This window comes from Streptomyces sp. NBC_01276 (genome assembly GCF_041435355.1).
Lineage (GTDB): Bacteria > Actinomycetota > Actinomycetes > Streptomycetales > Streptomycetaceae > Streptomyces.
The window spans coordinates 2877794-2900163 of record NZ_CP108442.1 but is presented as its reverse complement, the minus strand read 5'-3'; the positions used below and the strand labels follow the sequence as shown (position 1 = coordinate 2900163).

The 22370-nt window shown below is 72.4% G+C and carries 26 protein-coding genes; 11 read left to right on the top strand and 15 right to left on the bottom strand.

The features are described from left to right. Nucleotides 1-62: 62 nt before the first annotated feature. Nucleotides 63-758, bottom strand: coding sequence for a hemolysin III family protein (locus OG295_RS12410; RefSeq protein WP_371676936.1), 696 nt, complete (start codon nt 756-758; stop codon nt 63-65). A gap of 220 nt (nt 759-978) precedes the next feature. Here OG295_RS12410 and OG295_RS12405 point away from each other — a divergent pair, with 220 nt between their 5' ends. Continuing rightward, the gene (locus OG295_RS12405) at nt 979-2820 is read left to right on the top strand and encodes a phosphoenolpyruvate carboxykinase (GTP) (RefSeq protein WP_371676935.1); all 1842 of its coding nucleotides are present in this window, start codon (nt 979-981) and stop codon (nt 2818-2820) included. 72 nt (nt 2821-2892) lie between these two features. Here the strand turns inward: OG295_RS12405 and OG295_RS12400 are convergent, their stop codons facing one another. Genes OG295_RS12400 through OG295_RS12385 form a run of 4 tightly spaced genes read right to left on the bottom strand, consistent with a single transcriptional unit; the run spans nt 2893 to nt 7463 of the window. Continuing rightward, on the bottom strand, nt 2893-3528 hold the full coding sequence (locus tag OG295_RS12400) for a hypothetical protein (protein WP_371676934.1): 636 nt from the start codon (nt 3526-3528) through the stop codon (nt 2893-2895). After that, nucleotides 3515-5185 carry a substrate-binding domain-containing protein gene (locus tag OG295_RS12395; RefSeq protein WP_371676933.1) on the bottom strand — a complete coding sequence of 557 codons (1671 nt, stop codon included), beginning with the start codon at nt 5183-5185 and terminating at the stop codon, nt 3515-3517. The genes OG295_RS12400 and OG295_RS12395 overlap by 14 nt, the downstream gene beginning before the upstream one ends. Then, entirely contained in the window at nt 5182-6366 is a 1185-nt protein-coding gene (locus OG295_RS12390; RefSeq protein ID WP_371676932.1) for a toxic anion resistance protein, read from the bottom strand. The genes OG295_RS12395 and OG295_RS12390 overlap by 4 nt, the downstream gene beginning before the upstream one ends. Next, nucleotides 6363-7463, bottom strand: a complete 1101-nt coding sequence (locus tag OG295_RS12385; protein WP_371676931.1) for a hypothetical protein — start codon at nt 7461-7463, stop codon at nt 6363-6365. The genes OG295_RS12390 and OG295_RS12385 overlap by 4 nt, the downstream gene beginning before the upstream one ends. Before the next feature lie 143 nt (nt 7464-7606). Between OG295_RS12385 and OG295_RS12380 the strand changes: the two genes are divergently transcribed. Together OG295_RS12380 and OG295_RS12375 are read left to right on the top strand one after the other, a co-directional pair. After that, nucleotides 7607-8014: a hypothetical protein gene (locus tag OG295_RS12380; RefSeq protein WP_371676930.1), complete on the top strand. Its 408-nt coding sequence runs from the start codon at nt 7607-7609 to the stop codon at nt 8012-8014. 104 nt (nt 8015-8118) lie between these two features. After that, complete coding sequence (locus tag OG295_RS12375; protein ID WP_371676929.1) at nt 8119-8763, top strand: hypothetical protein; 645 nt, start codon at nt 8119-8121, stop codon at nt 8761-8763. A gap of 64 nt (nt 8764-8827) precedes the next feature. Here the strand turns inward: OG295_RS12375 and OG295_RS12370 are convergent, their stop codons facing one another. Both OG295_RS12370 and OG295_RS12365 read right to left on the bottom strand, forming a co-directional pair. Beyond that, a complete protein-coding gene (locus OG295_RS12370; protein WP_371676928.1) occupies nt 8828-9229 on the bottom strand; it encodes a hypothetical protein in 402 nt (133 codons plus the stop codon). Nucleotides 9230-9372: 143 nt separating this feature from the next. Next, nucleotides 9373-10584 carry a pyridoxal phosphate-dependent aminotransferase gene (locus tag OG295_RS12365; protein WP_266841421.1) on the bottom strand — a complete coding sequence of 404 codons (1212 nt, stop codon included), beginning with the start codon at nt 10582-10584 and terminating at the stop codon, nt 9373-9375. A gap of 384 nt (nt 10585-10968) precedes the next feature. On the opposite strand from OG295_RS12365, the gene OG295_RS12360 reads away from it, so the two are divergent. After that, a complete protein-coding gene (locus tag OG295_RS12360) occupies nt 10969-11298 on the top strand; it encodes a hypothetical protein (RefSeq protein ID WP_371676927.1) in 330 nt (109 codons plus the stop codon). A 486-nt stretch (nt 11299-11784) separates the two neighbouring features. Further along, entirely contained in the window at nt 11785-12426 is a 642-nt protein-coding gene (locus tag OG295_RS12355) for a CatB-related O-acetyltransferase (protein WP_371676926.1), read from the top strand. A 1-nt stretch (nt 12427) separates the two neighbouring features. Here OG295_RS12355 and OG295_RS12350 read toward each other — a convergent pair whose 3' ends face one another. Next, nucleotides 12428-12985 carry a hypothetical protein gene (locus OG295_RS12350; RefSeq protein WP_371676925.1) on the bottom strand — a complete coding sequence of 186 codons (558 nt, stop codon included), beginning with the start codon at nt 12983-12985 and terminating at the stop codon, nt 12428-12430. Nucleotides 12986-13175: 190 nt separating this feature from the next. Here OG295_RS12350 and OG295_RS12345 point away from each other — a divergent pair, with 190 nt between their 5' ends. The 4 genes from OG295_RS12345 (at nt 13176) to OG295_RS12330 (ending at nt 15677) form a co-directional block, all read left to right on the top strand. Next, entirely contained in the window at nt 13176-14165 is a 990-nt protein-coding gene (locus OG295_RS12345; protein WP_371676924.1) for an NAD-dependent epimerase/dehydratase family protein, read from the top strand. A 204-nt stretch (nt 14166-14369) separates the two neighbouring features. After that, nucleotides 14370-14510 (top strand): hypothetical protein, encoded by a 141-nt coding sequence (locus tag OG295_RS12340; protein WP_371676923.1) that lies wholly within the window; start codon nt 14370-14372, stop codon nt 14508-14510. A gap of 32 nt (nt 14511-14542) precedes the next feature. After that, entirely contained in the window at nt 14543-15019 is a 477-nt protein-coding gene (locus OG295_RS12335; protein WP_371676922.1) for a macro domain-containing protein, read from the top strand. A 73-nt stretch (nt 15020-15092) separates the two neighbouring features. Beyond that, complete coding sequence (locus OG295_RS12330) at nt 15093-15677, top strand: GNAT family N-acetyltransferase (RefSeq protein WP_371676921.1); 585 nt, start codon at nt 15093-15095, stop codon at nt 15675-15677. Nucleotides 15678-15807: 130 nt separating this feature from the next. Here the strand turns inward: OG295_RS12330 and OG295_RS12325 are convergent, their stop codons facing one another. Together OG295_RS12325 and OG295_RS12320 are read right to left on the bottom strand one after the other, a co-directional pair. Then, nucleotides 15808-16083 (bottom strand): hypothetical protein, encoded by a 276-nt coding sequence (locus OG295_RS12325; RefSeq protein ID WP_371676920.1) that lies wholly within the window; start codon nt 16081-16083, stop codon nt 15808-15810. 142 nt (nt 16084-16225) lie between these two features. Further along, entirely contained in the window at nt 16226-16954 is a 729-nt protein-coding gene (locus OG295_RS12320; RefSeq protein WP_371676919.1) for a TetR/AcrR family transcriptional regulator, read from the bottom strand. A 96-nt stretch (nt 16955-17050) separates the two neighbouring features. Between OG295_RS12320 and OG295_RS12315 the strand changes: the two genes are divergently transcribed. After that, nucleotides 17051-17743: a DUF4386 domain-containing protein gene (locus OG295_RS12315; protein WP_371676918.1), complete on the top strand. Its 693-nt coding sequence runs from the start codon at nt 17051-17053 to the stop codon at nt 17741-17743. A 117-nt stretch (nt 17744-17860) separates the two neighbouring features. After that, nucleotides 17861-18244 (top strand): hypothetical protein, encoded by a 384-nt coding sequence (locus OG295_RS12310; protein WP_371676917.1) that lies wholly within the window; start codon nt 17861-17863, stop codon nt 18242-18244. Here the strand turns inward: OG295_RS12310 and OG295_RS12305 are convergent. From OG295_RS12305 to OG295_RS12285, 5 genes are all read right to left on the bottom strand, one after another. Continuing rightward, nucleotides 18231-18683: a nitroreductase/quinone reductase family protein gene (locus OG295_RS12305; RefSeq protein ID WP_371676916.1), complete on the bottom strand. Its 453-nt coding sequence runs from the start codon at nt 18681-18683 to the stop codon at nt 18231-18233. The two genes, OG295_RS12310 and OG295_RS12305, sit on opposite strands and share 14 nt — an antisense overlap. Nucleotides 18684-18791: 108 nt before the next feature. Beyond that, nucleotides 18792-19298 carry a peptidylprolyl isomerase gene (locus OG295_RS12300; RefSeq protein ID WP_371676915.1) on the bottom strand — a complete coding sequence of 169 codons (507 nt, stop codon included), beginning with the start codon at nt 19296-19298 and terminating at the stop codon, nt 18792-18794. A 120-nt stretch (nt 19299-19418) separates the two neighbouring features. Further along, nucleotides 19419-19604: a hypothetical protein gene (locus tag OG295_RS12295; RefSeq protein WP_030226344.1), complete on the bottom strand. Its 186-nt coding sequence runs from the start codon at nt 19602-19604 to the stop codon at nt 19419-19421. Between the two features lie 128 nt (nt 19605-19732). Next, on the bottom strand, nt 19733-20767 hold the full coding sequence (locus OG295_RS12290) for a YdcF family protein (protein ID WP_371676914.1): 1035 nt from the start codon (nt 20765-20767) through the stop codon (nt 19733-19735). Next, on the bottom strand, nt 20764-22356 hold the full coding sequence (locus tag OG295_RS12285) for an amidohydrolase family protein (protein WP_371676913.1): 1593 nt from the start codon (nt 22354-22356) through the stop codon (nt 20764-20766). The genes OG295_RS12290 and OG295_RS12285 overlap by 4 nt, the downstream gene beginning before the upstream one ends. Between the last annotated feature and the right edge of the window lie 14 nt (nt 22357-22370).

The following is a 22370-nucleotide window of genomic DNA, read 5'->3' as shown; positions in this document are numbered from 1 at the left end:
CCGCAGCGCCGGCCGCCGCGCTGACCCGCAGCGCCGGGGGCGGCGTCGCCCCCGGCCCGCCGTCAGCCCCGGTGCGAGTAGGCGGCCAGGGAGATGCCGACGTAGTGGGCCACGAAGGCCGCCAGCGTCAGGGAGTGGAAGACCTCGTGGAAACCGAAGAACCGCGGGGAGGGGTTGGGCCGCTTGATGCCGTAGATCACGCCGCCCACGCTGTAGAGCAGGCCGCCCACGATCACCAGCACCAGGACCGCGATGCCGCCGGTGCGCAGGAAGTCGGGCAGGAAGAAGACCGCGGCCCAGCCCATCGCGATGTAGCAGGGGGTGTAGAGCCAGCGCGGCGCGCCGACCCAGAAGACGCGGAAGGCGATCCCGGCCGCCGCCGCGAGCCACACCGCCCACAGCAGGGTCCGCCCGGTGGAGTCCGGCAGGAGCAGGACGGTGAGCGGGGTGTAGGTGCCCGCGATGATCAGGAAGATGTTGGCGTGGTCGAGGCGGCGCAGGATCGCTTCGCCGCGCGGCCCCCACGTACCGCGGTGGTAGACGGCGCTGACGCCGAAGAGCAGGCAGGCGGTGAGCACGTACACTCCGCAGGCCACGCGGGCCCGGGTGGAGTCGGTGAAGGCCATCAGCACCAGGCCCGCGACCACCACGGCGGGGAACATTCCGGTGTGCAGCCAGCCCCGCATCAGGGGCTTGGCCTCGGTCTCCACCCCCGGCGCTGCCGGTGAGGCCGCTACGGCGGCGGCGTCAGAAGTCATGACCGACATGCTACCTACGGGTCCGTAGGTTCCCGGTAGCGCTCTTTACGGAAGATTGACGGACGTGGCAATGCTCACGTGAGAGGCCCTCTGGACATATGCGCACATCCACCGGATGATCAGATGAGTGCGGTCGGCACCGGATGAGCGGAGCGCGAAGCATCCGGGTCGCAGCCCCCACGGGGCATACACCAAACAAACCCCTCAACAAGGAGCAATCGTGGCGCGCGACAACGCGGCTCCCACTTCCGGTTCGACACTCCCCACCGAGCATGCAGAGCTCGCCTCCTGGGTGGACGAGATCGCAGCCCTCACCCAGCCGGACCGCGTCGTCTGGTGCGACGGCTCCGAGGCCGAGTACGAGCGCCTGTGCGAGGAGCTCGTCTCCAAGGGAACGTTCAAGAAGCTGGACGAGGCCAAGCGCCCGAACTCCTACTACGCCGCCTCCGACCCCTCCGACGTAGCGCGCGTCGAGGACCGGACCTTCATCTGCTCCGAGAAGGCGGAGGACGCGGGCCCCACGAACCACTGGAAGGCTCCTTCCGAGATGAAGGAGATCTTCTCGGGCGAGCAGGGCATATTCCGCGGCTCCATGAAGGGCCGCACGATGTACGTCGTGCCCTTCTGCATGGGCCCCCTCGGCTCCGAGCTCTCCGCGATCGGCGTCGAGATCACCGACTCCGCCTACGTCGCGGTCGCCATGCGCACCATGACCCGCATGGGCAAGGCCGTCCTCGACGAGCTCGGCACCGACGGCTTCTTCGTCAAGGCCGTCCACACCCTCGGCGCCCCGCTCGCCGAGGGCCAGGAAGACGTGCCGTGGCCGTGCAACACGACCAAGTACATCTCGCACTTCCCCGAGACCCGCGAGATCTGGTCCTTCGGCTCCGGCTACGGCGGCAACGCCCTGCTCGGCAAGAAGTGCTACGCGCTGCGCATCGCCTCCGTCATGGCGCGTGACGAGGGCTGGCTCGCCGAGCACATGCTGGTCCTCAAGCTCACCCCGCCGCAGGGCGAGGGCGAGGCGAAGTACGTCGCGGCCGCGTTCCCGTCCGCCTGCGGCAAGACCAACCTCGCCATGCTGGAGCCGACCATCCCCGGCTGGACGGTCGAGACCATCGGCGACGACATCGCCTGGATGCGCTTCGGCGAGGACGGCCGCCTCTACGCGATCAACCCCGAGGCCGGCTTCTTCGGCGTCGCCCCCGGCACCGGCGAGCACACCAACGCCAACGCCATGAAGACCATGTACGCCAACACCGTCTTCACCAACGTCGCGCTCACCCCCGACGGCTCCGACGTCTGGTGGGAGGGCATGACCGAAGAGGCGCCCGCGCACCTCATCGACTGGAAGGGCAACGCCTGGACCCCGGAGTCCGGGACCCCGGCCGCGCACCCCAACGCCCGCTTCGCCGTCCCGGCGTCGCAGTGCCCGACGATCGCCCCCGAGTGGGAGGACCCCAAGGGCGTCCCGATCTCCGCGATCCTCTTCGGCGGCCGTCGCGCCTCCGCCGTCCCGCTGGTCACCGAGTCCTTCGACTGGAACCACGGCGTCTTCATCGGCTCGAACATCGCCTCCGAGAAGACCGCCGCCGCCGAGGGCAAGGTCGGCGAACTGCGCCGCGACCCCTTCGCCATGCTGCCCTTCTGCGGCTACAACATGGGCGACTACATGGCCCACTGGGTCAAGGTCGCGGCCGACAAGGACCAGGCCAAGCTCCCGAAGATCTACTACGTGAACTGGTTCCGCAAGAACGACGCGGGCAAGTTCGTGTGGCCCGGCTTCGGCGAGAACAGCCGCGTCCTGAAGTGGATCGTCGGCCGCCTCGACGGCACCGCCGAGGGCGTGGAGACCCCCATCGGCGTCCTGCCGACCAAGGACTCCCTCGACCTGGACGGCCTCGACCTCCCGGCCGAGGACCTGGACTTCCTCCTCACGGTCGACAAGGAGGTCTGGCGCGAGGAGGCCGCCCTGGTCCCCGAGCACCTGAACACCTACGGCGACCACACCCCCAAGGAGCTGTGGGACCAGTACCACGCGCTCGTCGAGCGCCTGGGCTAGTCCCCGGCCCCACCCCCCCCAAGAACCGAGGCCGGCTGTCCCCGGCCGAGGACCGACGCGGGATTCCCCGACCTAGGGCTCCCTGCGACCTTCCAAATAGGTCGTGTGCGTCTGCTGACGGCGGGCTTCCACATCGTGGAGGCCCGCCGTCACGCGTTCCGCCTCCTCGAACAGCACCGACAGCTGCCGCTCCAGGTGCCGCTCCGGAGATTCCCCGCCCGGCGTCAGCCGGGTCCACCAGCGGGTCCGGTTGTACGTGTCCACGCACTCCGGCACGTCCAGCCGGATCGCCCGCGACAGCCTGTGCACCGCCTCCGGCTCCGTGGCCAGCACGTCCGCCACCCAGCCCGGATCGAGCAGCGCCGCGTACAGGTCCAGCAGCTCGCTCAGCTTGCCCTCGGCGGCCGGCGGCAGCTCCACCTCCGCCACGTACTCCCGCAGCCGGCCCAGGTCCTCCCGTACGACGCCCAACTGCTCGGCCGGATCCGGGAAGTACGGGGTGTCGATCCGCGCCGGCGGGGCGATCAGGGCGCCCGCCGCGTACAGGCCCGCGACCACCACGGGCCAGTACGCGCCCGCCACCCCGGCCAGCGTCAGCCCCAGACCGACGAGCCCGCCGACGCCGCCCGCCAGGTTCTTGCCCGACTCCAGGTACCGGAGCACCCGGGCCCCGGCCGACGCGCCGCCGGACGCCCTACTGGTATCCACGGATCTCCTCGAAGGCCCCGTCCAGCGAACCGTTCCCGTCGGTGGCGTCGAAGAGGCGGCCGCCGGTCAGCTCCGTGATGTGCGTGAGCTCCTTGCGGTCCGAGTCCCCGAACAGCACCGCGAAGACCGGAGTGTGCTTCTGCCCTTCCGGCAGCCCCGCGTAGAAGGAGTCGAAGTCCTGCACCCTGTCCCCGCTCTGCCCGTCCGTCATGAGCACGATCGAGGTGAACGCGTCGGCGTTCCCCTGCCCCAGGTGCTGGTACGCGGCCTTCAGACTCCCGTACACGGCCGTGCCCCCCTCCGGTCGGAGGGACCCCACGTCACCCCGGATCGCCTCCAGGGCCGGCCCCGGGTTCCCCGGTTCGACGACGTGCGTCAGCACCTGCTTCACCTTGTCACCGAAGGGCAGCAGAGTCACCTCCTCGCGGTCCCTGAACCGCTCGCCCGTCCCCGAACCGCCGCTGCCCGTAAGGTCGGTGAGCGCCGACTTCAGCCGGCCGATCCGGTCCTGCTCCGCCATGGAACCCGAGGTGTCCAGCACGTACACCGTGCGCGACGGCCGGCGCAGCTCGTTCTCGTACGAGGCCAGCAGGCCGTCCGCCACCGACCGCGAGCCCGGGAACGGCAGCTCGCGCCGTCTCTCCCCGTCCAGCCCGGCCGCCGGGGCCACCCCGGCCGCCACCGGCCGCCGGAAGGTCTTCTCCGTGATGGCCTTCTGCGCGGCGTCGCCCCGCAGGTACTCCGTCAGCAGCCGGCCCGACTCCCGCGCGCCGGCCGGGGCCGACGTCAGCAGCGTCAGCGGATAGTGCGCCGTCACCACCCCGTCCTTCGGCCGGATCACCGTCAGCGGTTCCTTCGCCCGGTCGTTCATCGACAGCAGCACCGACTCGTAGTTGACCAGCGCGTCCACGTCGTCGCGCTTCGCGTACGCCGTCACCAGCCAGCCCGAGGAACCCGAGGTCAGCTTCTGCCCCTTGAAGAACTCCCGCAGCCGCGGCTGTGCCGTGCGCACGTCGGCGTCGGTCAGCGCCGACTGCGCGCCCGACAGGCCCGAGGCCACCGACACCAGCGCGGAGAAACCGGAGTTGGAGTGCACCGGATCCGTCATTCCGTACGTCAGCTTCCCGGCGGCGACGGCCTCCTCGACCGCCGACCAGGTCACCTCCTGCGGCTTCCAGCCCAGCCGGGCCAGCGCCTGCGGCTTCACCCCGACCGCCACCGGCGAGGACATCACCGGCGTCTCGTTGGCCAGCTTCGACGCCGCCTCCGGGCGCAGCCGCAGGTAGTCGTTGGACGAGAGCCAGATCGCGTCGTACTTGCCGTCCGCCGTGCCGGAGGCCACCTGCTCGGCCGCGTCCAGCGTCCCCGACCAGGTGAAGTCGACCGAGACGCCGGTCGCCGCCTTCGCCGCCTTCAGCACCGGCTCCATGTCGGTGAGCTCGCTGGAGGCCAGCACCCGCAGCCGGCCCTCCTTGTACTCCTGCTGCTTCGGCCCGCCGCCCGAAGACCCCGCGGCCCCCGAGGACCCCGCGGAACCCGCACCGCCGGAAGCCGCCGACGGGCCGTCGGAGGTGCAGCCGGCCGCCCCCAGCAGCGTCGCGGCCAGGGCCACGGCCGCCATCAGCCGCGCGCGCGTGCGCGCCGTACGCGGGCTCATCGCTCCCCGCCTTCCAGGGCGCCCGCGGTCCGCGTCCGGGCCAGGTGGGCCGAAGCCGACCGGAGCTCACCCGTCAGGGACTCCACCGTCGCCGCCATGTTCTCCGTGGCCTGCACCTTGAAGGAGTCGATCGCGTCGAGGGTCTCGTAGATCTGCGCGAACGCCGTCCGCAGCGTCTCCGCCCCCACCGCCGGGTCCGCCGCGATCCGCTGGATCTCCCCGCTCCGGGTGGCCAGCATCTCCGCGTTCCCCCGGATCAGCTCCTCCGTCGTCCCCTTCAGCGCGTTGACCTGCTCGACCACCGTGCGCTGGTGCTCCAGGGCCGAGGCCAGCATCACCGCGATCCGCAGCGCCGACACCGTGGTCGTCGCGGCCCGGTCGACGCCCTTGATCAGCTCGTCGTTGTTGCGCCGCACCACGTCCATCGCCAGATAGCCCTGGGCGCAGACCGCCAGTTGCGTCAGCAGGTCCTGGTGCTTCTGCCGCACCGGGAACAGCACGTCCGCGCGGATCGCGTCCGCCCCCTGCGGATCCGTCCGCTCCGTCTCGGCGATCCGCTGTTCGACGGCGCCGTCCAGCGCCTCCGTGAGCACCGCGTGCTCCTGGAGCCTGCCCATGGTCTCCCACAGCCGGGCCCGCTCGGTGTGCAGGGCCGCGTTGTCGCGGCGCAGCTCGTCCTGACCGCCGCGCAGCGCGCCGACGATCCGGTTGAGGGTGGCCTGCGAGGAGGCGTACTTGGCCACGTGGTCGCGCAGCCGGTTCCCGCCGGGCAGCTTCGCGAGCAGCCGGCGCGCCCCCTTGGCGGGCGCGTCCCGCGGATCGAGGTCCTCGACGGTGCGCCGCAGCTCGACGAGCGACCCGGCGACCCGGCCCTGCGCGTCGCCACCCCCGGCGCCGAGCGAGCGCACGGCCCGGTCCAGCATCCGGTTCGACTGCTGCGCGGCGTCGCGCATGTCGGCCGACCCCAGCGCGGCGATCTCGCCGATCCGGGTGGCGAACTCGGGGGAGCGGACGTCGATCGCGGCGAGGCGGCCGACGTACTCCCCGGCCCGGCGGTCCATCTCCTCCCGTACCCCGTCCTCCAGCGGGACCAGCCCGGAGGCCTGCTCCCGGCGGACGGGGGCGACGGGCTCCGGTGCGGTGAGGACGAGCGGGGCGTCCTCGGGCGGTGTCAGTGTCATGGCGTGTCCCCCTGCCCCTTGGCGCGTGCGGCCAGCGCCATCAGGACCTTGACGGTCGGTGCGCCGACCTGGCGGATCCCGGTCAGCCCCGGATTGAGGTAGCCCGGGTACGGCGCGGTCGCGGTGGTGAACTCGGCGACGCCCTCCTGCGGGCGGAAGCCGTGGCGTACGGCCAGCTCGCGCAGCTTCGGATCGGTGGCGAGGAGGGTGCCGAGCTCCTTGGCCTTCTCGCTGATCGGTACGAAGGTGTGCGGGGAGTTGACGGTGGTGTCCGGGTACAGCACGACCATGTTGGCGGCCTCCCCGGTGGCCTGCTTCTGGATCAGGAGCGAGGCCACCTGGGACTCGTAGGCGAGGATCAGCGGTTCGCCGCTGCCGCTGATGAACGCCCGGAAGGGGTCGTCGGTGCTGGGCTCCAGTGCTCCCTGGACCGAGATCAGCTTGCGGAGCAGGGGCGCGGTACGGGTGATCCCGGCGTCGTCGGAGACGACGGTGCCGTTGTTGGCGACGTTGGAGGTGGCGGCGATGAACAGGGCGCCGGAATTGGAGGTGGCGGGGTCGGTGGTCTTGATGAAGACCCGTCCGGCCAGCTCGGCGAAGGCGTTCGCCCCCGTCAGCTGCTGCCAGTTGCGGTCCTCCTCGGCGGCCTTCAGGTAGGGCCCCATCAGCAGGGTGCCGGAGTTCTTCCCCGACATCCTCGCGAGCCCGTTGTCGGCGAGCACCTTGGCCGCGTTGGCGCGGGCGATCACGACGAGGGGGGAGAAGAAGGGCTTGGTGGTCTGCGCGCCCTTGACTCCGGCCGCAGACTCGATCTCCTGTGCCGGCTCACTGCTGCTGGGGAAGGCGAAGTCGTACTCCTTGAGGGCGAGCTGGTCCATGGCCCAGGAACCAGATGTTTCGGTCCTGACGGTGTAACCCTTGGCCGCGAGGGCCTTGGTGACGTCGGGGTCGCGGAAGAACTCGGACTTCTCCGACCCGATGACGCCGCGCACGCTCTTCGTTGGCGTGCGGTCTGGCCCGTGGCCCCCGATGACGATGACGGCGATCACGCCGCCGATCAGGAGGACCGCCAGAGCGATTCCCAGGATGCGTCTCACGGGTGCAGCGTGCTCGCGGAAACCCACATTCCGCGGCGGGTCGGGTGAACGCCGGGTGGCCAGGCGGTCCCACTTCGAAATGCTGTGTGAGCCCGCGGGTGCTGGTGGGCCGGGCGGGGGCCGAGGAGGATCGTGCCATGGGCGTGAGCGCGTTGAAGTGGCAGGGCTGGCTCGTCGGCCTGGTGGGAGTGGCGGGCCTGCTGGTGTTCGCCCCACTGGGCCTCTACGTATGGGCCAGCGGCGGTGACGGCCCCGCCGCCGCCCCGCCCCCGCCGGACGTACGGGTCACCGCCTGCCGCGTCGACCCGGCGAGCCGCCGCGTGGTGGCGACGGTGGAGGCACGGGGCACGGGCTCGTACGTCGTCACGGTCGAGTTCCGCGACCGCGAACCCCCCGCCCCCGACGCCCGCACGGCCCGCGCCCTGATCGGCGTCCCGGGCCTCAGCCCGGCCGCCCCGGCCCAGTCAGAGGCCATCGGCCCGGTCTGGCCCCCGTCCACGGCCCCGTGGTGCGGGATCGCCGGCGTGGCGCCCGCACCGCCGTCCCGCTGAGCCCCGGGCGGCCGTAGCGCGGCCTATCGAGGCCTATCGCGGCCCTCCTCATGACCTTCAATTGCTATCGTCTCGGGGGTCGTTCAGGGAGCTCAGGGGGAAACATGTCGGATCCGACGCAACCGCCGTCCTCGCCGCCGGCGTTTCCGGCCCCCGCGGGGCCTTCGCGGGCCAAGCTCTGGGCGGCCGGGGCCGCCGTGGTGAGCGCCATCGCCGGTGTGGCGAGCGCCATCGCCGCCTTCTCCGGCAACTCGTCCGCCCCGGCGGCCGTCGCGCCCCCCACCGGGGTCTCCCTCCCGGCGCCGCAGACCGCTTCGAGTCCGGCCGCGGGCGGCACGGGTACGGGGGCGGGTACGGGTGCGGGCGCCCCCGCCTCCGTCCGCTGGTCGGGCAAGATCGTCCTCGGGCTGGAGGGCATCGACCTGACCCAGAACCCGCCCCGCAGGGGCGACGGTTCCACCTTCGGCTACCGCCCGGCCGCCGCCCGCAGCGGATCCAGTTCGATGACGGTCAAGGGCACCGCCGCCCTCTGGACGGACGCCTCGGCGCCGACGCCGCAGGGCTGCAAGGACCTCCTGGCCACGCAGTCCCGCTCCGAGGTGACCGTGGCCGAGGGCGACAGCGTCTGCCTCGTGAACGAGAAGTCCCCGATCGCCGTCCTGAAGGTCACCGCGACCCGCTACGACGAGGGCACCTACGGCCTGGTCGAAGGCGAGCTGACGACCTGGAACCTTCGCGGGACCGGCTGATCGCCGAGTAGGCCCGGGGGTGTGGCACCCGGTCCGGAGCCTCCGCGGCCCCGGACCGGGGCCGTCAGTGGGCGCCGGCCAGGTCGACGGAGTCGAGGGCGGCGGCGTGCGCGTCCATGCGCTCGGCGGCGAGGATCGCGGCGGCGGTGTCGGCGCGGGACGCGGCGACGAGCAGGGCGCGGGCGGCGAGGTCGTGGGCGCGCCGGTGCAGCACCGCCGGGTCCTCGTCGGAGGCCCCCGCGGCGCGGGCCGGGCGGGCCCCGCGCAGACGGGTCACCTGGGCGGCGATCTGCTCGGCGGCCTCGTCGAGCGCGAGCTCGTCGGTCAGGGTGAGCAGGGCCGACAGGTGTCCGGCGAGCTGGATGTCCAGCTCCTCGCCACGACTGCGGCGCGGGTAGTCGGATGCGCCGTGGTGGCCGCCCTCGCGATGGTGGACGACCGGCTTGGTGCGGATCGGCTCGTACATGAGGAGGCCTCCTGCTGGGTCAGGAGACCATCCTACATTGGAACCGGTCTAAAGTTGAGTTGAATCCTGGTGGAGTGTAGCTGGAGCGCCTTCCGGGGGCGCCCCCGGCTTCACCGTGGCCGGCTGCTCTGTGGCCGGCTGTTCTACGGCTGGCTGTATCCGTCCAGGAAGTTGCCGATCCGGGTGACCGCGTCCGCGAGGTCCTTCGCGTTGGGCAGCGTCACGATGCGGAAGTGGTCGGGCTCGGGCCAGTTGAAGCCCGTACCGTGCACGACCATGATCTTTTCGGCCCGCAGCAGGTCGAGGACCATCTGCCGGTCGTCCTTGATCTTGTAGACGGACGGGTCGAGCCGCGGGAAGGCGTAGAGCGCGCCCTTCGGCTTCACGCAGGTGACGCCCGGGATCTGGGTGAGCAGGTCGTACGCGACGTTGCGCTGTTCCAGGATCCGTCCGCCCGGCAGGACCAGGTCGTTGATCGACTGCCGGCCGCCGAGGGCGGTGGCGACGGCGTGCTGGGAGGGCATGTTCGCGCACAGGCGCATGTTGGCGAGGATCGTCAGGCCCTCGATGTACGAGGCGGCGTGCTTCTTCGGGCCGCAGACGGCCATCCAGCCGGCCCGGTAGCCCGCGACGCGGTAGTTCTTCGACAGTCCGTTGAAGGTCAGCGTCAGCAGGTCGGGGGCGATCGCGGCGGTGTTGGTGTGGGTGGTGCCGTCGTAGAGGATCCGGTCGTAGATCTCGTCGGAGCAGACGACCAGGTTGTGGCGGCGCGCGATGTCCGTCAGCCCGCGGAGCATCTCGTCGTCGTAGACGGCGCCGGTCGGGTTGTTCGGGTTGATGATCACGATGGCGCGGGTGCGGTCGGTGATCTTGCGCTCGATGTCGGCGAGGTCGGGCATCCAGTCGGACTGCTCGTCGCACCGGTAGTGCACGGCGGTGCCGCCGGCCAGCGAGACGGAGGCGGTCCACAGCGGGTAGTCCGGCGCGGGGACGAGGACCTCGTCGCCGTCGTCGAGCAGCGCCTGCATCGACATCTGGATCAGCTCGGAGACGCCGTTGCCGAGGTAGATGTCCTCGACGTCCAGGTCGATGCCCTTGGTCTGGTAGTGCTGCATGACCGCGCGGCGCGCCGACAGCAGCCCCTTCGCGTCCCCGTAGCCGTGGGCGTTGCCCAGGTTGCGGAGCATGTCCTCAAGGATCTCCGGCGGGCACTCGAAGCCGAAGGCCGCGGGGTTGCCGGTGTTGAGCTTGAGGATGCGATGACCTGCAGCTTCGAGCCGCATCGCCTCTTCGAGGACGGGGCCGCGGATCTCGTAGCAGACATTGGCGAGTTTCGTTGACTGGATCACCTGCATGACGGGAGCTTACGGCCCCCCGCGGCCGCCCGCTTGGTCAATTCGGCCGAATGTGGTGTAGGGAAATGTCCTGTTTCGCGCGATGGGTGGGGTGGTGGCCCCGTCCACCCTTTGAAACGGCGGCGCGCCGCCACCGTGACCTGCGGAATGAGTGGGGCCCGGGCCGGGGGTGGCGGAGGTGTTGCGCTCGTCACTTGAGGCGGGTTCTAGGGTGGCTGCGGCCGGGGTCGGGTGGTGGACCCGACGGCGGGTGCGAGGGCCGACGGAACGGCCGGTGCGAGCGGAGGGGTGGACGTCGTGGGGGATGCGGTGGGGGATGCGGTGGCCGGGGCCGGGGCCGGGGCCGGGGCCGGGGGAGGGCCCGGGGGTGCCGGGGCGCCCGACGTGGCGTCCGTGTTCCGGTTCGCCACGGAGCTCTGCGCCTGGGTGGCCACCCCCTGGGCCCTGGCCGGCTGGTCGGCCTGGGCGGCGGCGGGCTCCGTGGTCGTGCTGATCGGCCTGCCGACCCTGTTCGCCACGCCCGGCGACAAGACCCAGGTGATCGTCCCGGTGCCGGGCGCGGTGACGGTGGCGCTGGTGCTGCTCCAGCTGGTGGCTGCGGTCGCGGCCGCCTGGGCGGCCTGGCCGGCCTGGGCGGCGGTGGCCGTGACGGCCCTGGCGACGGCCTGCCTGGCCACGGAGCGCAGGCGCTGGGGGCGGCTGCTGGGGGGTTAGGGGGCCGGGGGGTTTTTGTGCTGGGTGGGGTAGGGGTCGGGGGTGGGCGGTGCGCCCTTGGTCCGGGTCTGGGGAGGGCTGGGGGCGTCCCGCCAGTCCACTGTCCTTCCGTGTCGGGACGGTCCCTCAAGGGCGCTCCTTCGTCGCGTCGCTTCGCGATGGCCTTCGGCCACCCTTGACCGACCGTCCCGCCCCGGAATGCCAAAGACTGTCGGGAAGCCCCCAGGGAAACGGCCGGGAGGAAACCGAGGGCCTGGGGGCCAGCCAGAGATGTGCGAGCCCTCCCCGCCTGGCCAGACCCGAGATACGGGCCCACATCCATCAGATCCCGGGCCGGGGGCAGCCAGCCCACCCGAAACAGCGATCAGACCGTCCGGCAGTGCCTTCGGGACAGCAGGCGCGTCGGATCGCTACGCGCTTCGCTCGGCATGGCGGCTGCGATCCGTCTGGGGCTGGACATGGGCGTCAATTAACGTGGCGCTCACCATGGACCAATTGCCCGCGGACCCGACGGTGTTGCACCCGTTTCCCGACCAGCCGCGCGTGGTGCTGCTCAAGCCGCTCGTGACGTCCGGGCTGATCGAGGTCGGGGAGTACTCGTACTACGACGATCCGGACGATCCGACCGCCTTCGAGACCCGCAACGTGCTCTACCACTACGGGCCGGAGAAGCTGGTGATCGGGAAGTTCTGTGCCCTCGGGACCGGGGTCCGATTCATCATGAACGGCGCCAACCACCGGATGGACGGTCCCTCCACGTTCCCGTTCCCCATCATGGGCGGGTCCTGGGCCGCGCACTTCGACCTGCTCACCGGACTGCCCGGCCGGGGTGACACCGTGGTCGGCAACGACGTCTGGTTCGGCTACGACACGATGGTGATGCCCGGAGTGCGCATCGGTCACGGGGCGATCATCGGCTCGGGCGCCGTCGTCGTCGACGACGTTCCCGACTACGGCATCGTGGGCGGGAATCCCGCACGCCTCGTCCGCACGCGCTACGACGATGCCGACGTCGCCCGCCTCCTGCGGGTGGCCTGGTGGGACTGGCCCGCCGAGCACATCACCGAGCACGTCCGCGTCATCATGTCCGGCACCGTCGACGAACTGGAAGCGGTCGCACCGCGCTGAATCAGGTGTTGGTGTTGAGGAAGCCGATGACCACGGAGCCCCACCAGCACGCCTGCGACACGAGGGCGGTCACCCCGCCCCACAGCAGGAGCCGACCGCCGACCGGCAAGGTCACTTCCTCCATCCGGCGGCCCAGCAGGCCCGCCTGGAGTCCGTTGAGGGTGAGGACGGCGACCAGCCCGAGCTTCGTGAGGGTCAGCGGGGAGTGCACGTCGGGGCGCAGCATCATGCCGCTCGCCACGAGGCCCCCGAGACCGGCCCAGATGGGTACGTGCAGCCGCGCGGTCGCACCGACCACCTCGGTCAGGGTGCAGCGCCCGGTGGCCCAGAGGAGCCCGTAGTAGTCGGCCGACAGGACCGCACCGAAGCCGAGCACGAGGGAGGCCAGGTGCACGAAGAGCGCGGCGGAATGCAGCGTCTCGTCGGTCTGTATGTGGAGCGAGAACCACAGGCCGGCCGTCAGCACGACCATCGCGCACACCGCGCCCGCCGCCACCGTCCACCACGAGTCGAACAGGCGGACAGGACGGGCGGGAAGTCTGACGGCGGGGGACGACATGTGAGCTGACTCCGGGGGAAGGTCACGGCACTGTCTGCCGCGTCGAGGCAAGGTAAGGCTTACCTAAAGACTCTTTTCCGTCAATCCACGTCCACGACCCAAGACCGTGAACCCCGCCACACCCCCACGCGCGCTCCGCTCTGGGCGAAGGGGCCTGCCCCGGACCCGCAGGCCGTGGTCCAGTGGGCTGATGGAGATCTTGGTACTGGGCGGAACGGCATGGGTGGGCCGCGAGATCTCGCGGCAGGCACACGGACGGGGGCACCAGGTGACCTGCCTGGCCCGCGGGGAGAGCGGCGGGGTGGCCGAGGGCGCGCGTCTGGTGGCCGCCGACCGGCGCGACCCCACGGCGTACGAGTCCCTGGCGGGCCGTGACTGGGACGCCGTGGTCGAAGTGTCCTGGCAACCCGGCTTCGTGCGCGGCGCGCTGGCCGCCCTCGGCCGCCGCGCCCGGCACTGGTCGTACGTGTCGTCGGTCAGCGCGTACGCCGAGCACGGGCGGCCGGGCGCGGACGAGTCGGCCGCGCTCCTTCCGGCGGTCCAGCAGGCCGAGGTCGGCCGCGAGGTGTACGGGGAAGCGAAGGCGGCCTGCGAGAAGGCCTCCACAGCCGCGGTGGGGGATCGGCTGCTGATCGCGCGGGCCGGGCTGATCGCCGGTCCCGGCGACGGGAGCGGCCGCACCGGCTACTGGGTGGCCCGCGCCGCCCGCGACCCGCTGGCGCCCATGCTGGTCCCGGACTCCCCGGACCTCCTGACGCAGGCGATCGACGTCCGGGACCTCGCGGCGTGGCTGCTGGACGGCGCCGAGAAGGGGACGACCGGCACGTACGACGCGGTAGGCCCGGTCGTGCCCTTCGCCGAGTGGGTCGCCCTGTCCCGGGAGGTGGGCGGGCACACCGGGCCGGTCGTGGGGGCCGACCCCGACTGGCTGCTCGCGCAGGGCGTGGAGCGGTTCATGGGGCCGGAATCGCTGGCCATGTGGATGCCCGACCGGGAGTGGGCCGGCTTCGGAGCGCGCAGCGGAGCAGCGGCGGTCGCGGCCGGCCTGCGCCACCGCCCCCGGGCCGAGCTGCTGAGGGACACCCTGAACTGGGAGCGCGAAGCAGGCCTGGCCCGACCGCGCCGGGCCGGCCTGAGCGCCGAGCGAGAGCGCGCCCTCCTGAAGGCCCTCGCTCCGTGAGCCCCGGCCCACCACACCGGCACCGGACGGCCGCCGGACGCCAAGCCGGGAGAAGCGCGTAGCGATCTGACGCGCCTGCCGTCCCGAAGTCACTGCCGGACGGTCTGATCGCCGTTTGGGGTGGGCTGGCTGCCCCCAGCCCTCCCCTGATCCGGACCAAGGGCGCACCGCCGCCCCGGCCCCGCTCTGCACAAGGCCCCTCCCATGACCCGGACCGCGCCACCGCGCCCGCTCGACGCCGGGTACGTGGTGGAGCCCCGCGTGCTGCATCCCGAGCAGGGCGAGCTCAACGTCTTCGCCTGCCCGTCCGATCCCGGGCACCCGCACCGCTGGAGCATCCAGTGAGGGTTGTCGGTGCCGCCGCCTAGCGTGGAGGCATGAAGCCGATCAGGATCATCGCCGGAGATGCCACGAGTCCGCAGGCCAAGGGGCCGAAGCTGATCGCGCACGTGTGCAACGACATCGGCGGGTGGGGCAAGGGGTTCGTGCTCGCCGTGTCGCGGCGCTGGCCCGAGCCGGAGGCCGCGTTCCGGGCCTGGCACCGGGGGAGGAGCGGGAACGACTTCGGGCTCGGGGCCGTGCAGGTGGTGCGGGTGCAGCCCGACGTGTGGGTGGCCAACATGGTCGGCCAGCGCGGGATCCGGACCGGCAGCGGCGGCCCGCCGATCCGCTACGACGCCGTCGCGCGCGCTCTCGCCACCCTGGCCGACCACGCCGTCGAGTTGGGGGCCGGCGTCCACATGCCCCGGATAGGCTGCGGGCTCGCGGGCGGCAAGTGGTCCCGTATCGAACCGCTGATCACCGACGCCCTGTGCGCCCGGGACGTGGAGGTGACGGTCTACGACCGGAGTTGACCCTCAGCCGCACCTCGAACCCGCACCTCGAACCCGCACCTCGAACCCACACCCCCGTGGCAGCATCGGGGGCATGCGCTACCGATATGCCGTAGAAGCCGACGCGCCGGCCCTGGCCGGGCTGTTCGCGGCCAATCACCACGACGCCCTGACCGAGGAGCAGCGGGCCGAACAGGGCTTCGTGCAGGGGGCCTTCGGGGTCGAGACCCTGCGCGGAATGGCCCGGGACCGGGAGCTGTTGGTCGCCGATGCCGGGCAGGGGCGGCTCGCCGGACTGCTCGCGCTGTCGGTGGCCCGGGACATGGGCGACCCGCCGGCGGCGGTGCTCGGGCTGCTGCACGCGCAGGACGGCCTGGACTGGCAGGGGCGGCCGCTCGGCGAGGTGCCGTGGCTGCTGTACGGGCCGGTCGTGGTCGACGCCGCGTTCCGCGGACACGGGGTGGCCCGGGGGCTGTTCGGGATGGCGCTCGACGCGGCGGTGGGGCGGGCCGGGCTGCTGGTGGCCTTCATCGAAGCCGGGAACGCATCTTCGTGGAAGGTCCACGTCGACGCCTTCGGGATGATCCCGCTGGGGGAGTACGTCGTCGACGGCCGGACCTACACGGCGGTGGCGGTGCCGGTCGCTCCGCTGGGCGAAGAGGGCTCGGAGCCGGCCTGAGAGGGCCGGCCTGAGAAGGCACAACCACGGCGCACGCCGAGGACGACGAGCGCCGCGTCCTCGGCCCGCGGGGTCGGCGACGCACCGGACGACGCGGGCCCGACCGGCACGATCTGAAGGGACGGACGGCCTAGCGCGGCTCGTAGGCCGCCTGTCGGCAGGCGCCGTTCGCGGCGCCGCCGGCGACGCCGGCCGCGGTCAGCCCGTTCACGCACCCCGCCAGGTCGTTGACCACGCCACGGGTGCACGCCGCCTTGACGGTGTCGGTGACCGCGACGCCGGACATCTCGACCGTGCCCGTGCAGGCCGGGATGTCCGCGTGGGCGGCGGGGGCGGCCAGGGCGGCGCCGCCGAGCGTGAGGGTGAGGCCGGTGAGGACGCCGGCGATACGGGTCGACGTGCGCATGGAAGGCACCTGCTCTCCGGAATCGCGCGGCCGCGGAACCGGGTGTCCCGGATTCGCGGAGGAAGGGCGAAGTCGAGCGGATACGAGGGTTCCTCCCTCCCCCTTCGACGCTAGAGCAGCTCCCCGCCGCCCGCACCCGCGCTCACCGTGCCGACGTCCAGCCCTGGCCGCGCAGCCTCTCGAAGCCGTCGAGGAGGAGGTCCAGGGCGAACTCGAACTCGAACTGGTCGTCGCAACCGCCCCCGACGGTGGAGTCCCCGTCGTGCGCGGCCGCCGCGGCCAGTTCCGCGATGCGCGGGTAGCGCTCCGCCAGCCCCGCGCCCGTGGGGCCGGACGGCGCCACGGGGCCCTCAGGGCCCTCGGCGCCCTCGGGCCCCGCCGGCCCCGAGGTGGTGAACAGTTCCTGGCTGAAGCCGAGCAGGCGGCTGCCCATGGCGTGCATGACGTGGTGCGTGAGGTCGGCGGACAGGCCGCCCTCCCGGAAGGTCCCGGCCATCGACTCCAGGTAGTCCAGCACCGCCGGGGTCGGCCCGGTCCGTGACTCGATGACCCGGGCCGCCCAGGGGTGGCGCAGCAGGACCCGCCGGGCCGAGAGGATCCGGGCGCGGACGATCTCCCGCCAGTCGGGGCCCGCGCCCGGCGGGTCGATCTCGCCGACGACGGTGTCGGTCATGCCGTCGAGCAGTTCCTCCTTGTTGGCCACGTGCTTGTAGAGCGCCATCGGTACGACGTCGAGCTCCTGCGCGAGCCTGCGCATGCTGAGCGCGTCGATGCCGGTTCCGTCGGCCAGCGCGACGGCGGCCCGCAGGACGCGCTCCCTGTTGAGGGGCGTTCGTCGCGCGGTGCGGTGCGTGGCTTCCTGCCGGGTCATTCCGGGCCCCTTCCCTCGTTCGGCCTTGACGAGTGTACGTCGTACACCTATGGTCGGCCGCAGGTGTACGCCGTACACCCAGGAGGGGGATCGATGATGAGTCCGGACCGGAGAACCGCGGTGGCCGCCGGGGCGCTGTTCCTGCTGACCGAGGTCGCCGCGATCGCGGGGGCCGCCCTGTACCGCCCGCTGCTGGGCGCGGCGGACGGCCGGCTCGCGCAGGGCGCCGACACGCGGGCGCTGCTCGGGGCCCTGTGCGAGGTGGTTCTGGTGGCGGCGGTGACCGGTACCGGGGCGGCGCTGTTCCCCGTGCTGCGGCGCCGCGGCGAGGGGGTGGCGCTGGGGTACGTCTGCGGGAGGCTGCTGGAGGCGGCCCTCATCGCCGTCGGGATCGTCGCGGTGCTGGGGCTCGTCACCCTGCGGCGGGAGTCCGGGGGCGCGGCCGGTGCCGCGGCCGATGCCGCGCTGGTGGCCGTCCACGACTGGACGTTCCTGCTCGGGCCGAACATCGCCCTCGGGATGAACACCGTCCTGCTCGCGTCCCTGGCCTACCGCGCGCGGCTCGTGCCCCGCCCGCTGGCCCTGCTCGGGCTGGTCGGGGGGCCGCTGATCTGCGCTTCTGCCGTCGCCGTGATGTTCGGGCTCTATGCCCAGCTCTCCGTGCCCGGCTCCCTCGCCGCGCTCCCGGTGTTCGCCTGGGAGCTGGGGTTCGCGGGGTGGCTGATCGCCCGGGGGTTCGGGCCGCACGGGTCGTCCGCCCTGGAGCGCTCTCGACGGCCGAAGGGGTGATCGTGCCGGACACGCCGGATCGGCGGCTCGTGGCGAATCGATTCGCCACGAGCGGGGCCTCCTAACGTCGGCCCCGCAGTCCCACTTGATGATCTTCGAGAAGGGATCACTCCCCGCATGAAGCTCCGCAACGCCGTCGCCGCCACCCTCGGCGCCCTCGCGATCACCCTGTCGATGTCCGGCTCGGCCTTCGCCGCCGAGGGCGACTTCCACTACACGTACCAGGCGGAGGACGGCCAGGTTCACGAGGCCGCACTCAGCAACCCGGCCAACGACACCTGTGTCAACCTCTCCGGCATCGCCTCCGACGAGGCCCCGGCCGGCTACGGTCCGCAGAACTCCACGGACGCCTACGTGGTCCTCTACCTCGGCGCCGACTGCAACGAGGAGAGCCCCACGACGGTCCTGCGGCCGAACGGGCAGCGCGCCACCGACGACATGAAGGTCCGCTCGGTGAAGTTCACCACCGAGCGCCCCAGCATGCGCCTCATGCCTCGATGATCACCAGCGGGACCTCCCGCGGCCGGGACGCCTCCCGGTAGTCGTCGAACGGCGGCCACAGGGCCGCCATGGCCTCCCAGTACGTTTCCCGCTCCAGCGCCGTCGCCGTGCGCGCCCGGGCCGGGAAGACGTCTGCGCCCACCTGGAGGCGGACCTCCGGGTGGGCGGTGAGGTTCCGGTACCAGGCGGGGTGGCGCGGCCCGCCCGAGCCGACGGCCACGACCAGGTGGCGGCCGGCGTCCCGCCCGTAGATCAGCGGCGTGCGGGCCGTGCGGCCGGTCGCCCGGTCGAGGGTGGTGAGCAGCAGGGTGGGGACACCGTGCCACAGGTGGCCGTCCGCGCCCCCGCTGGCGACGTACGTCCGTACGTGGTCCAGGCGCGGTCCGGGGTGCGGGTCCGTGGGGTGGTCCCAGTCGACGGTGACGGCGACGCTGTTCATCTGACCTCCGTGGCGCGGCCCCCGGACGGCTAACGAGCTCCGTCGATTCTGGATGCGGCACACCGGCCGCGCAGGCGGGTGGCCGGGTCCGCCGGACGCCCGTGCCGGTCAGCCCGGTACGACCACGGCCGCCCGCTCGATCACGACGGGGACCAGCGGCACGTCTCCGTGCCCGCCCGCCCGGCCGGTGCGGACGGCGGCGATGGAGTCGACCACGTCCCGGCCGTCGGTGACCACGCCGAACACCGCGTAGCCGTACCCGGCGGGCGTCGGGGCGGTGTGGTCCAGGGCCGGGTTGTCGGTGGTGTTGACGAAGAACTGCGAGGTGGCGGAGTGCGGGACGCTGGTCCGGGCCATCGCCACCGTGTACCGGGTGTTCTTCAGCCCGTTGTCCGCCTCGTTGCGGACCGGCTCCCCGGTGGGCCTCTGCCGCATGTCGGCGGTGAAGCCGCCGCCCTGGTTCATGAAGCCGGGGATCACCCGGTGGAAGACGGTGCCGTCGTAGTGGCCGCTCTCCACGTAGCCGAGGAAGTTGGCCACCGATGCCGGGGCCAGTTCCTCGTAGAGGTCGATGACGATGGTGCCGAGGCTGGTGGTCAGCTTCACCTGGGGCATGACGGTTCCGGTTCCTTCCGGTGCTGAAACGTGCCTCTCAGCTTCGCAGAGGGTCACCGGGGGACCACGGCCCGGGGTGCGGCCCCGGGCCGGACCGTCGGCAGTGCCTTCGAGCGGCCGCTAGGGCAGATAGCGCTCGATGACCTGCGGCCCCTCCTTCTCCATCAGTTGGCGCGCCTTCTCGACCCGCTCCGGTGTCACGTCCTGCCCGGTCGCCATCACCAGGTCCTCGGGGTCGTACGGTCGCTCCCCGCCCGTGAAGAGCCGGTCCGACCGGGTGGGCTGCTGGTCCGCTTCACTGTCCATCGGTGCCTCCTCGTGCCCCCTCAGGCCCCCATACTCCGGCCCCGGCCCCATGAACGCACCTCGGGGCGCGGGGCACCGCACGGGACCCCGGGCCGGGCCCCGGATCAGGCCCCGGGCCGGGCCCCGGATCAGGCCCCGGATCCGGCGGCGGTGAGGGTGGCCACGGCGCCGAGGGCGGTCAGCACTCCGCAGATCCAGAGGTTGACCGCCTTGTGCTCCCAGAACACCGCGACGAACTCGCGCAGCGTCGCGCTGGGCAGGAAGTACCGCGCCGTCGGCGAGCCCAGCACCTGTCCGTTGACCCCGGCCTTGCGGGCCATCATCGCGGCGCGGAAGGCGTGGAAGTTGTTGGTGACGACCACGCACCGGTAGCCCGGGTCGGCCGCCTCCATGATCTGCCGGGAGAACAGCATGTTCTCCTCGGTGGTGGTGGACCGGTCCTCCAGCACGATGTGCTCGGCCGGAACCCCCTCGGCGATCAGCCAGTCCGCCATCGCCCGCGCCTCGGCGACCTTCTCGTCGGTGCCCTTCCCGCCCGAGGGGAGCAGCACCGGCGGGCGGCTGCCCCGGCTGATCTGGGCCTCGTAGATCTCCTGGCCCTTGCGCAGGCGCGAGGCCAGCAGGGGCGGCACCCGTTCGCCGCCGATCAGGCCGGAGCCCAGCATGACCACGTGGTCGACGTCGCCGCGCACCTTGATGCGGCCGTAGAGGAAGGCGTAGCCGAAGAAGCACAGGAAGACGAAGGAGACGTAGCCGACGACCAGGGTGAGGGTCGCAGCGATGCCGGCGAGGGTCCTGGAGCCGGTCCAGGCGACCGTGACCAGCAGGGCGATCATCGCGAAGATCCCGAGCCCCGCCAGCAGGGACAGCAGGTTGGCCGGCCGGCCGCCCTCCTTGCGGACCATGGTCATGCCGTTGCGGACCAGGAAGACGCCGAGGGCCACCACGCCGACCGCGGGCACGAAGAAGACGAGCGCGAACAGGGTCAGCGCGGCCCACGGCGGCAGCGCCGTCAGCTGGAGCAGCATGACGAACGAGAGGGAGACGAAGGTCAGTCCGAGCAGGACCGCGTTGCGGAAGCGGCGGCGGTCCTTCCAGGCGCTGACGCAGAACACGAGGAAGAGGAGGGCGGGGAGGACGAAGGCGGCGACCATGGCGTTCATCGTATGGGCCGTCGGTGAACGGGAGTCCGGCGCACGGAGCGGCCCGCCAGGACGTCCGTACGGCGTCCGTCGCGGATGACGGGAAGGCCGTCGATCAGTACGTGCGGGATGCCGTGCGGCAGGGCGCGCGGCGCCTCGAAGGTGGCTCCGGCCGCGACCGTCTCCGGGTCGAAGAGGACCAGGTCGGCCCGGAACCCCTCGCGCACCAGGCCCCGGTCGGGCAGGCGCAGCCGTGCCGCGGGGCGGCCGGAGAGGTGGGCGACGCATTCCTCCAGGGAGAGCACGCCGAGTTCGCGCACGTAGCGGCCGAGGTAGTGCGGGAAGGTGCCGTACGCGCGGGGGTGGGGCTTCGCGCCGTGCAGGATGCCGTCGGAGCCGCCGGTGTGGGCGCGGTGGCGCATGATCGTGCGGACGTTGTCCTCGTGGCCGACGTGCTGGAGGACGGTCGGGCCGAGCCGGTCCGCCAGCAGGAGCCGCCGGGCGGTGTCCCAGCCGTCCAGGCGGGTGCCCACGTGGCCGGCGAGGGCCGCGGAGGCGGTCCCGGAGACCTCGATCGTCGACCAGTCCACGGGCACCCCGTGGCAGCCGTCGGCGCCCTCCACTTCCATGGCGTGGCGGATCCGGTCGGCGGTGGCGTCGTCGCGCAGCCGGGCCAGGACCGCCTCGGGGCCGCCCTCGTTGGCCCAGCCGGGGAGCAGGGCGACGAGGGTGGTGCAGCCGGGGGTGCACGGGTAGCTGTCGAGCGTGAGGTCGGCGCCCCCGGCGAGGGCGGTGTCGAGGAGGTCCAGCAGTTCTCCGGCCCGGCCCTCGTTCTCGCCGAAGTTCATGGTGGCGTGGGCGAGGTGGAGGGCGCAGCCGGCCTCGCGGGTCAGGTCGAGCATCTCGGCGTAGGCGTCGAGGGCACCGCGGCCGTACGAGCGGTGGTGCGGGCAGTAGTAGCCGCCGTAGCGGGCCACCACCCGGCACAGTGCGGTGAGTTCGGACCCGGACGCGTACATGCCGGGGGTGTAGGTGAGCCCGGAGGACAGGCCGACGGCGCCCTGCTCCAGCCCCTCGGCGACGAGGGAGCGCATCCGGTCGAGTTCGGCGGGGGTGGCGGGGCGGTCGTCCCAGCCGAGGGCGTACGCGCGGACGGTGCCCTGGGGGACGAGGTAGGCGGCGTTCACGGCGATGCCCCGTCCGCCGAAGCCGTGGTCCAGACGGTCGAGGTAGCCGCCGACGGTGCGCCAGTCGAAGTCGACGTCCTCGCCGGTGCCGTTCCAGCCGGCGATGGCGGTGCGCACCCCGGTGAGGGTCCGCTCGTCGGCGGGGGCGTACGAGAGCCCGTCCTGGCCCAGGACTTCGAGGGTGACGCCCTGGGCGGCCTTCGCGCTGTGGTCAGGGTCGCGCAGCAGCGCGAGGTCGCTGTGGGCGTGCATGTCGACGAACCCGGGGGCCAGGACCAGCCCCCGGGCGTCGATCGTGCGCCGTCCGCCGCCCGGGATCCGGCCGATCCCGGCGATGCGCCCCTCGTGGACGGCGACGTCGGCGGTGTAGGAGGGCCCGCCGGTGCCGTCGGCGACGAGGGCGCCGCGGATGACGAGGTCCACGGTCAGAGGTCCAC

Excerpts from the sequence above, each read along its gene's own strand:
- OG295_RS12410 (WP_371676936.1), bottom strand. The coding sequence starts at position 758 with ATGACTTCTGACGCCGCCGCCGTAGCGGCCTCACCGGCAGCGCCGGGG.
- OG295_RS12395 (WP_371676933.1), bottom strand. The coding sequence starts at position 5,185 with ATGAGCCCGCGTACGGCGCGCACGCGCGCGCGGCTGATGGCGGCCGTG.
- OG295_RS12390 (WP_371676932.1), bottom strand. The coding sequence starts at position 6,366 with ATGACACTGACACCGCCCGAGGACGCCCCGCTCGTCCTCACCGCACCG.
- OG295_RS12375 (WP_371676929.1), top strand. The coding sequence starts at position 8,119 with ATGTCGGATCCGACGCAACCGCCGTCCTCGCCGCCGGCGTTTCCGGCC.
- OG295_RS12370 (WP_371676928.1), bottom strand. The coding sequence starts at position 9,229 with ATGTACGAGCCGATCCGCACCAAGCCGGTCGTCCACCATCGCGAGGGC.
- OG295_RS12365 (WP_266841421.1), bottom strand. The coding sequence starts at position 10,584 with ATGCAGGTGATCCAGTCAACGAAACTCGCCAATGTCTGCTACGAGATC.
- OG295_RS12355 (WP_371676926.1), top strand. The coding sequence starts at position 11,785 with ATGGACCAATTGCCCGCGGACCCGACGGTGTTGCACCCGTTTCCCGAC.
- OG295_RS12350 (WP_371676925.1), bottom strand. The coding sequence starts at position 12,985 with ATGTCGTCCCCCGCCGTCAGACTTCCCGCCCGTCCTGTCCGCCTGTTC.
- OG295_RS12345 (WP_371676924.1), top strand. The coding sequence starts at position 13,176 with ATGGAGATCTTGGTACTGGGCGGAACGGCATGGGTGGGCCGCGAGATC.
- OG295_RS12340 (WP_371676923.1), top strand. The coding sequence starts at position 14,370 with ATGACCCGGACCGCGCCACCGCGCCCGCTCGACGCCGGGTACGTGGTG.
- OG295_RS12335 (WP_371676922.1), top strand. The coding sequence starts at position 14,543 with ATGAAGCCGATCAGGATCATCGCCGGAGATGCCACGAGTCCGCAGGCC.
- OG295_RS12330 (WP_371676921.1), top strand. The coding sequence starts at position 15,093 with ATGCGCTACCGATATGCCGTAGAAGCCGACGCGCCGGCCCTGGCCGGG.
- OG295_RS12325 (WP_371676920.1), bottom strand. The coding sequence starts at position 16,083 with ATGCGCACGTCGACCCGTATCGCCGGCGTCCTCACCGGCCTCACCCTC.
- OG295_RS12320 (WP_371676919.1), bottom strand. The coding sequence starts at position 16,954 with ATGACCCGGCAGGAAGCCACGCACCGCACCGCGCGACGAACGCCCCTC.
- OG295_RS12315 (WP_371676918.1), top strand. The coding sequence starts at position 17,051 with ATGAGTCCGGACCGGAGAACCGCGGTGGCCGCCGGGGCGCTGTTCCTG.
- OG295_RS12310 (WP_371676917.1), top strand. The coding sequence starts at position 17,861 with ATGAAGCTCCGCAACGCCGTCGCCGCCACCCTCGGCGCCCTCGCGATC.
- OG295_RS12305 (WP_371676916.1), bottom strand. The coding sequence starts at position 18,683 with ATGAACAGCGTCGCCGTCACCGTCGACTGGGACCACCCCACGGACCCG.
- OG295_RS12300 (WP_371676915.1), bottom strand. The coding sequence starts at position 19,298 with ATGCCCCAGGTGAAGCTGACCACCAGCCTCGGCACCATCGTCATCGAC.
- OG295_RS12295 (WP_030226344.1), bottom strand. The coding sequence starts at position 19,604 with ATGGACAGTGAAGCGGACCAGCAGCCCACCCGGTCGGACCGGCTCTTC.
- OG295_RS12290 (WP_371676914.1), bottom strand. The coding sequence starts at position 20,767 with ATGAACGCCATGGTCGCCGCCTTCGTCCTCCCCGCCCTCCTCTTCCTC.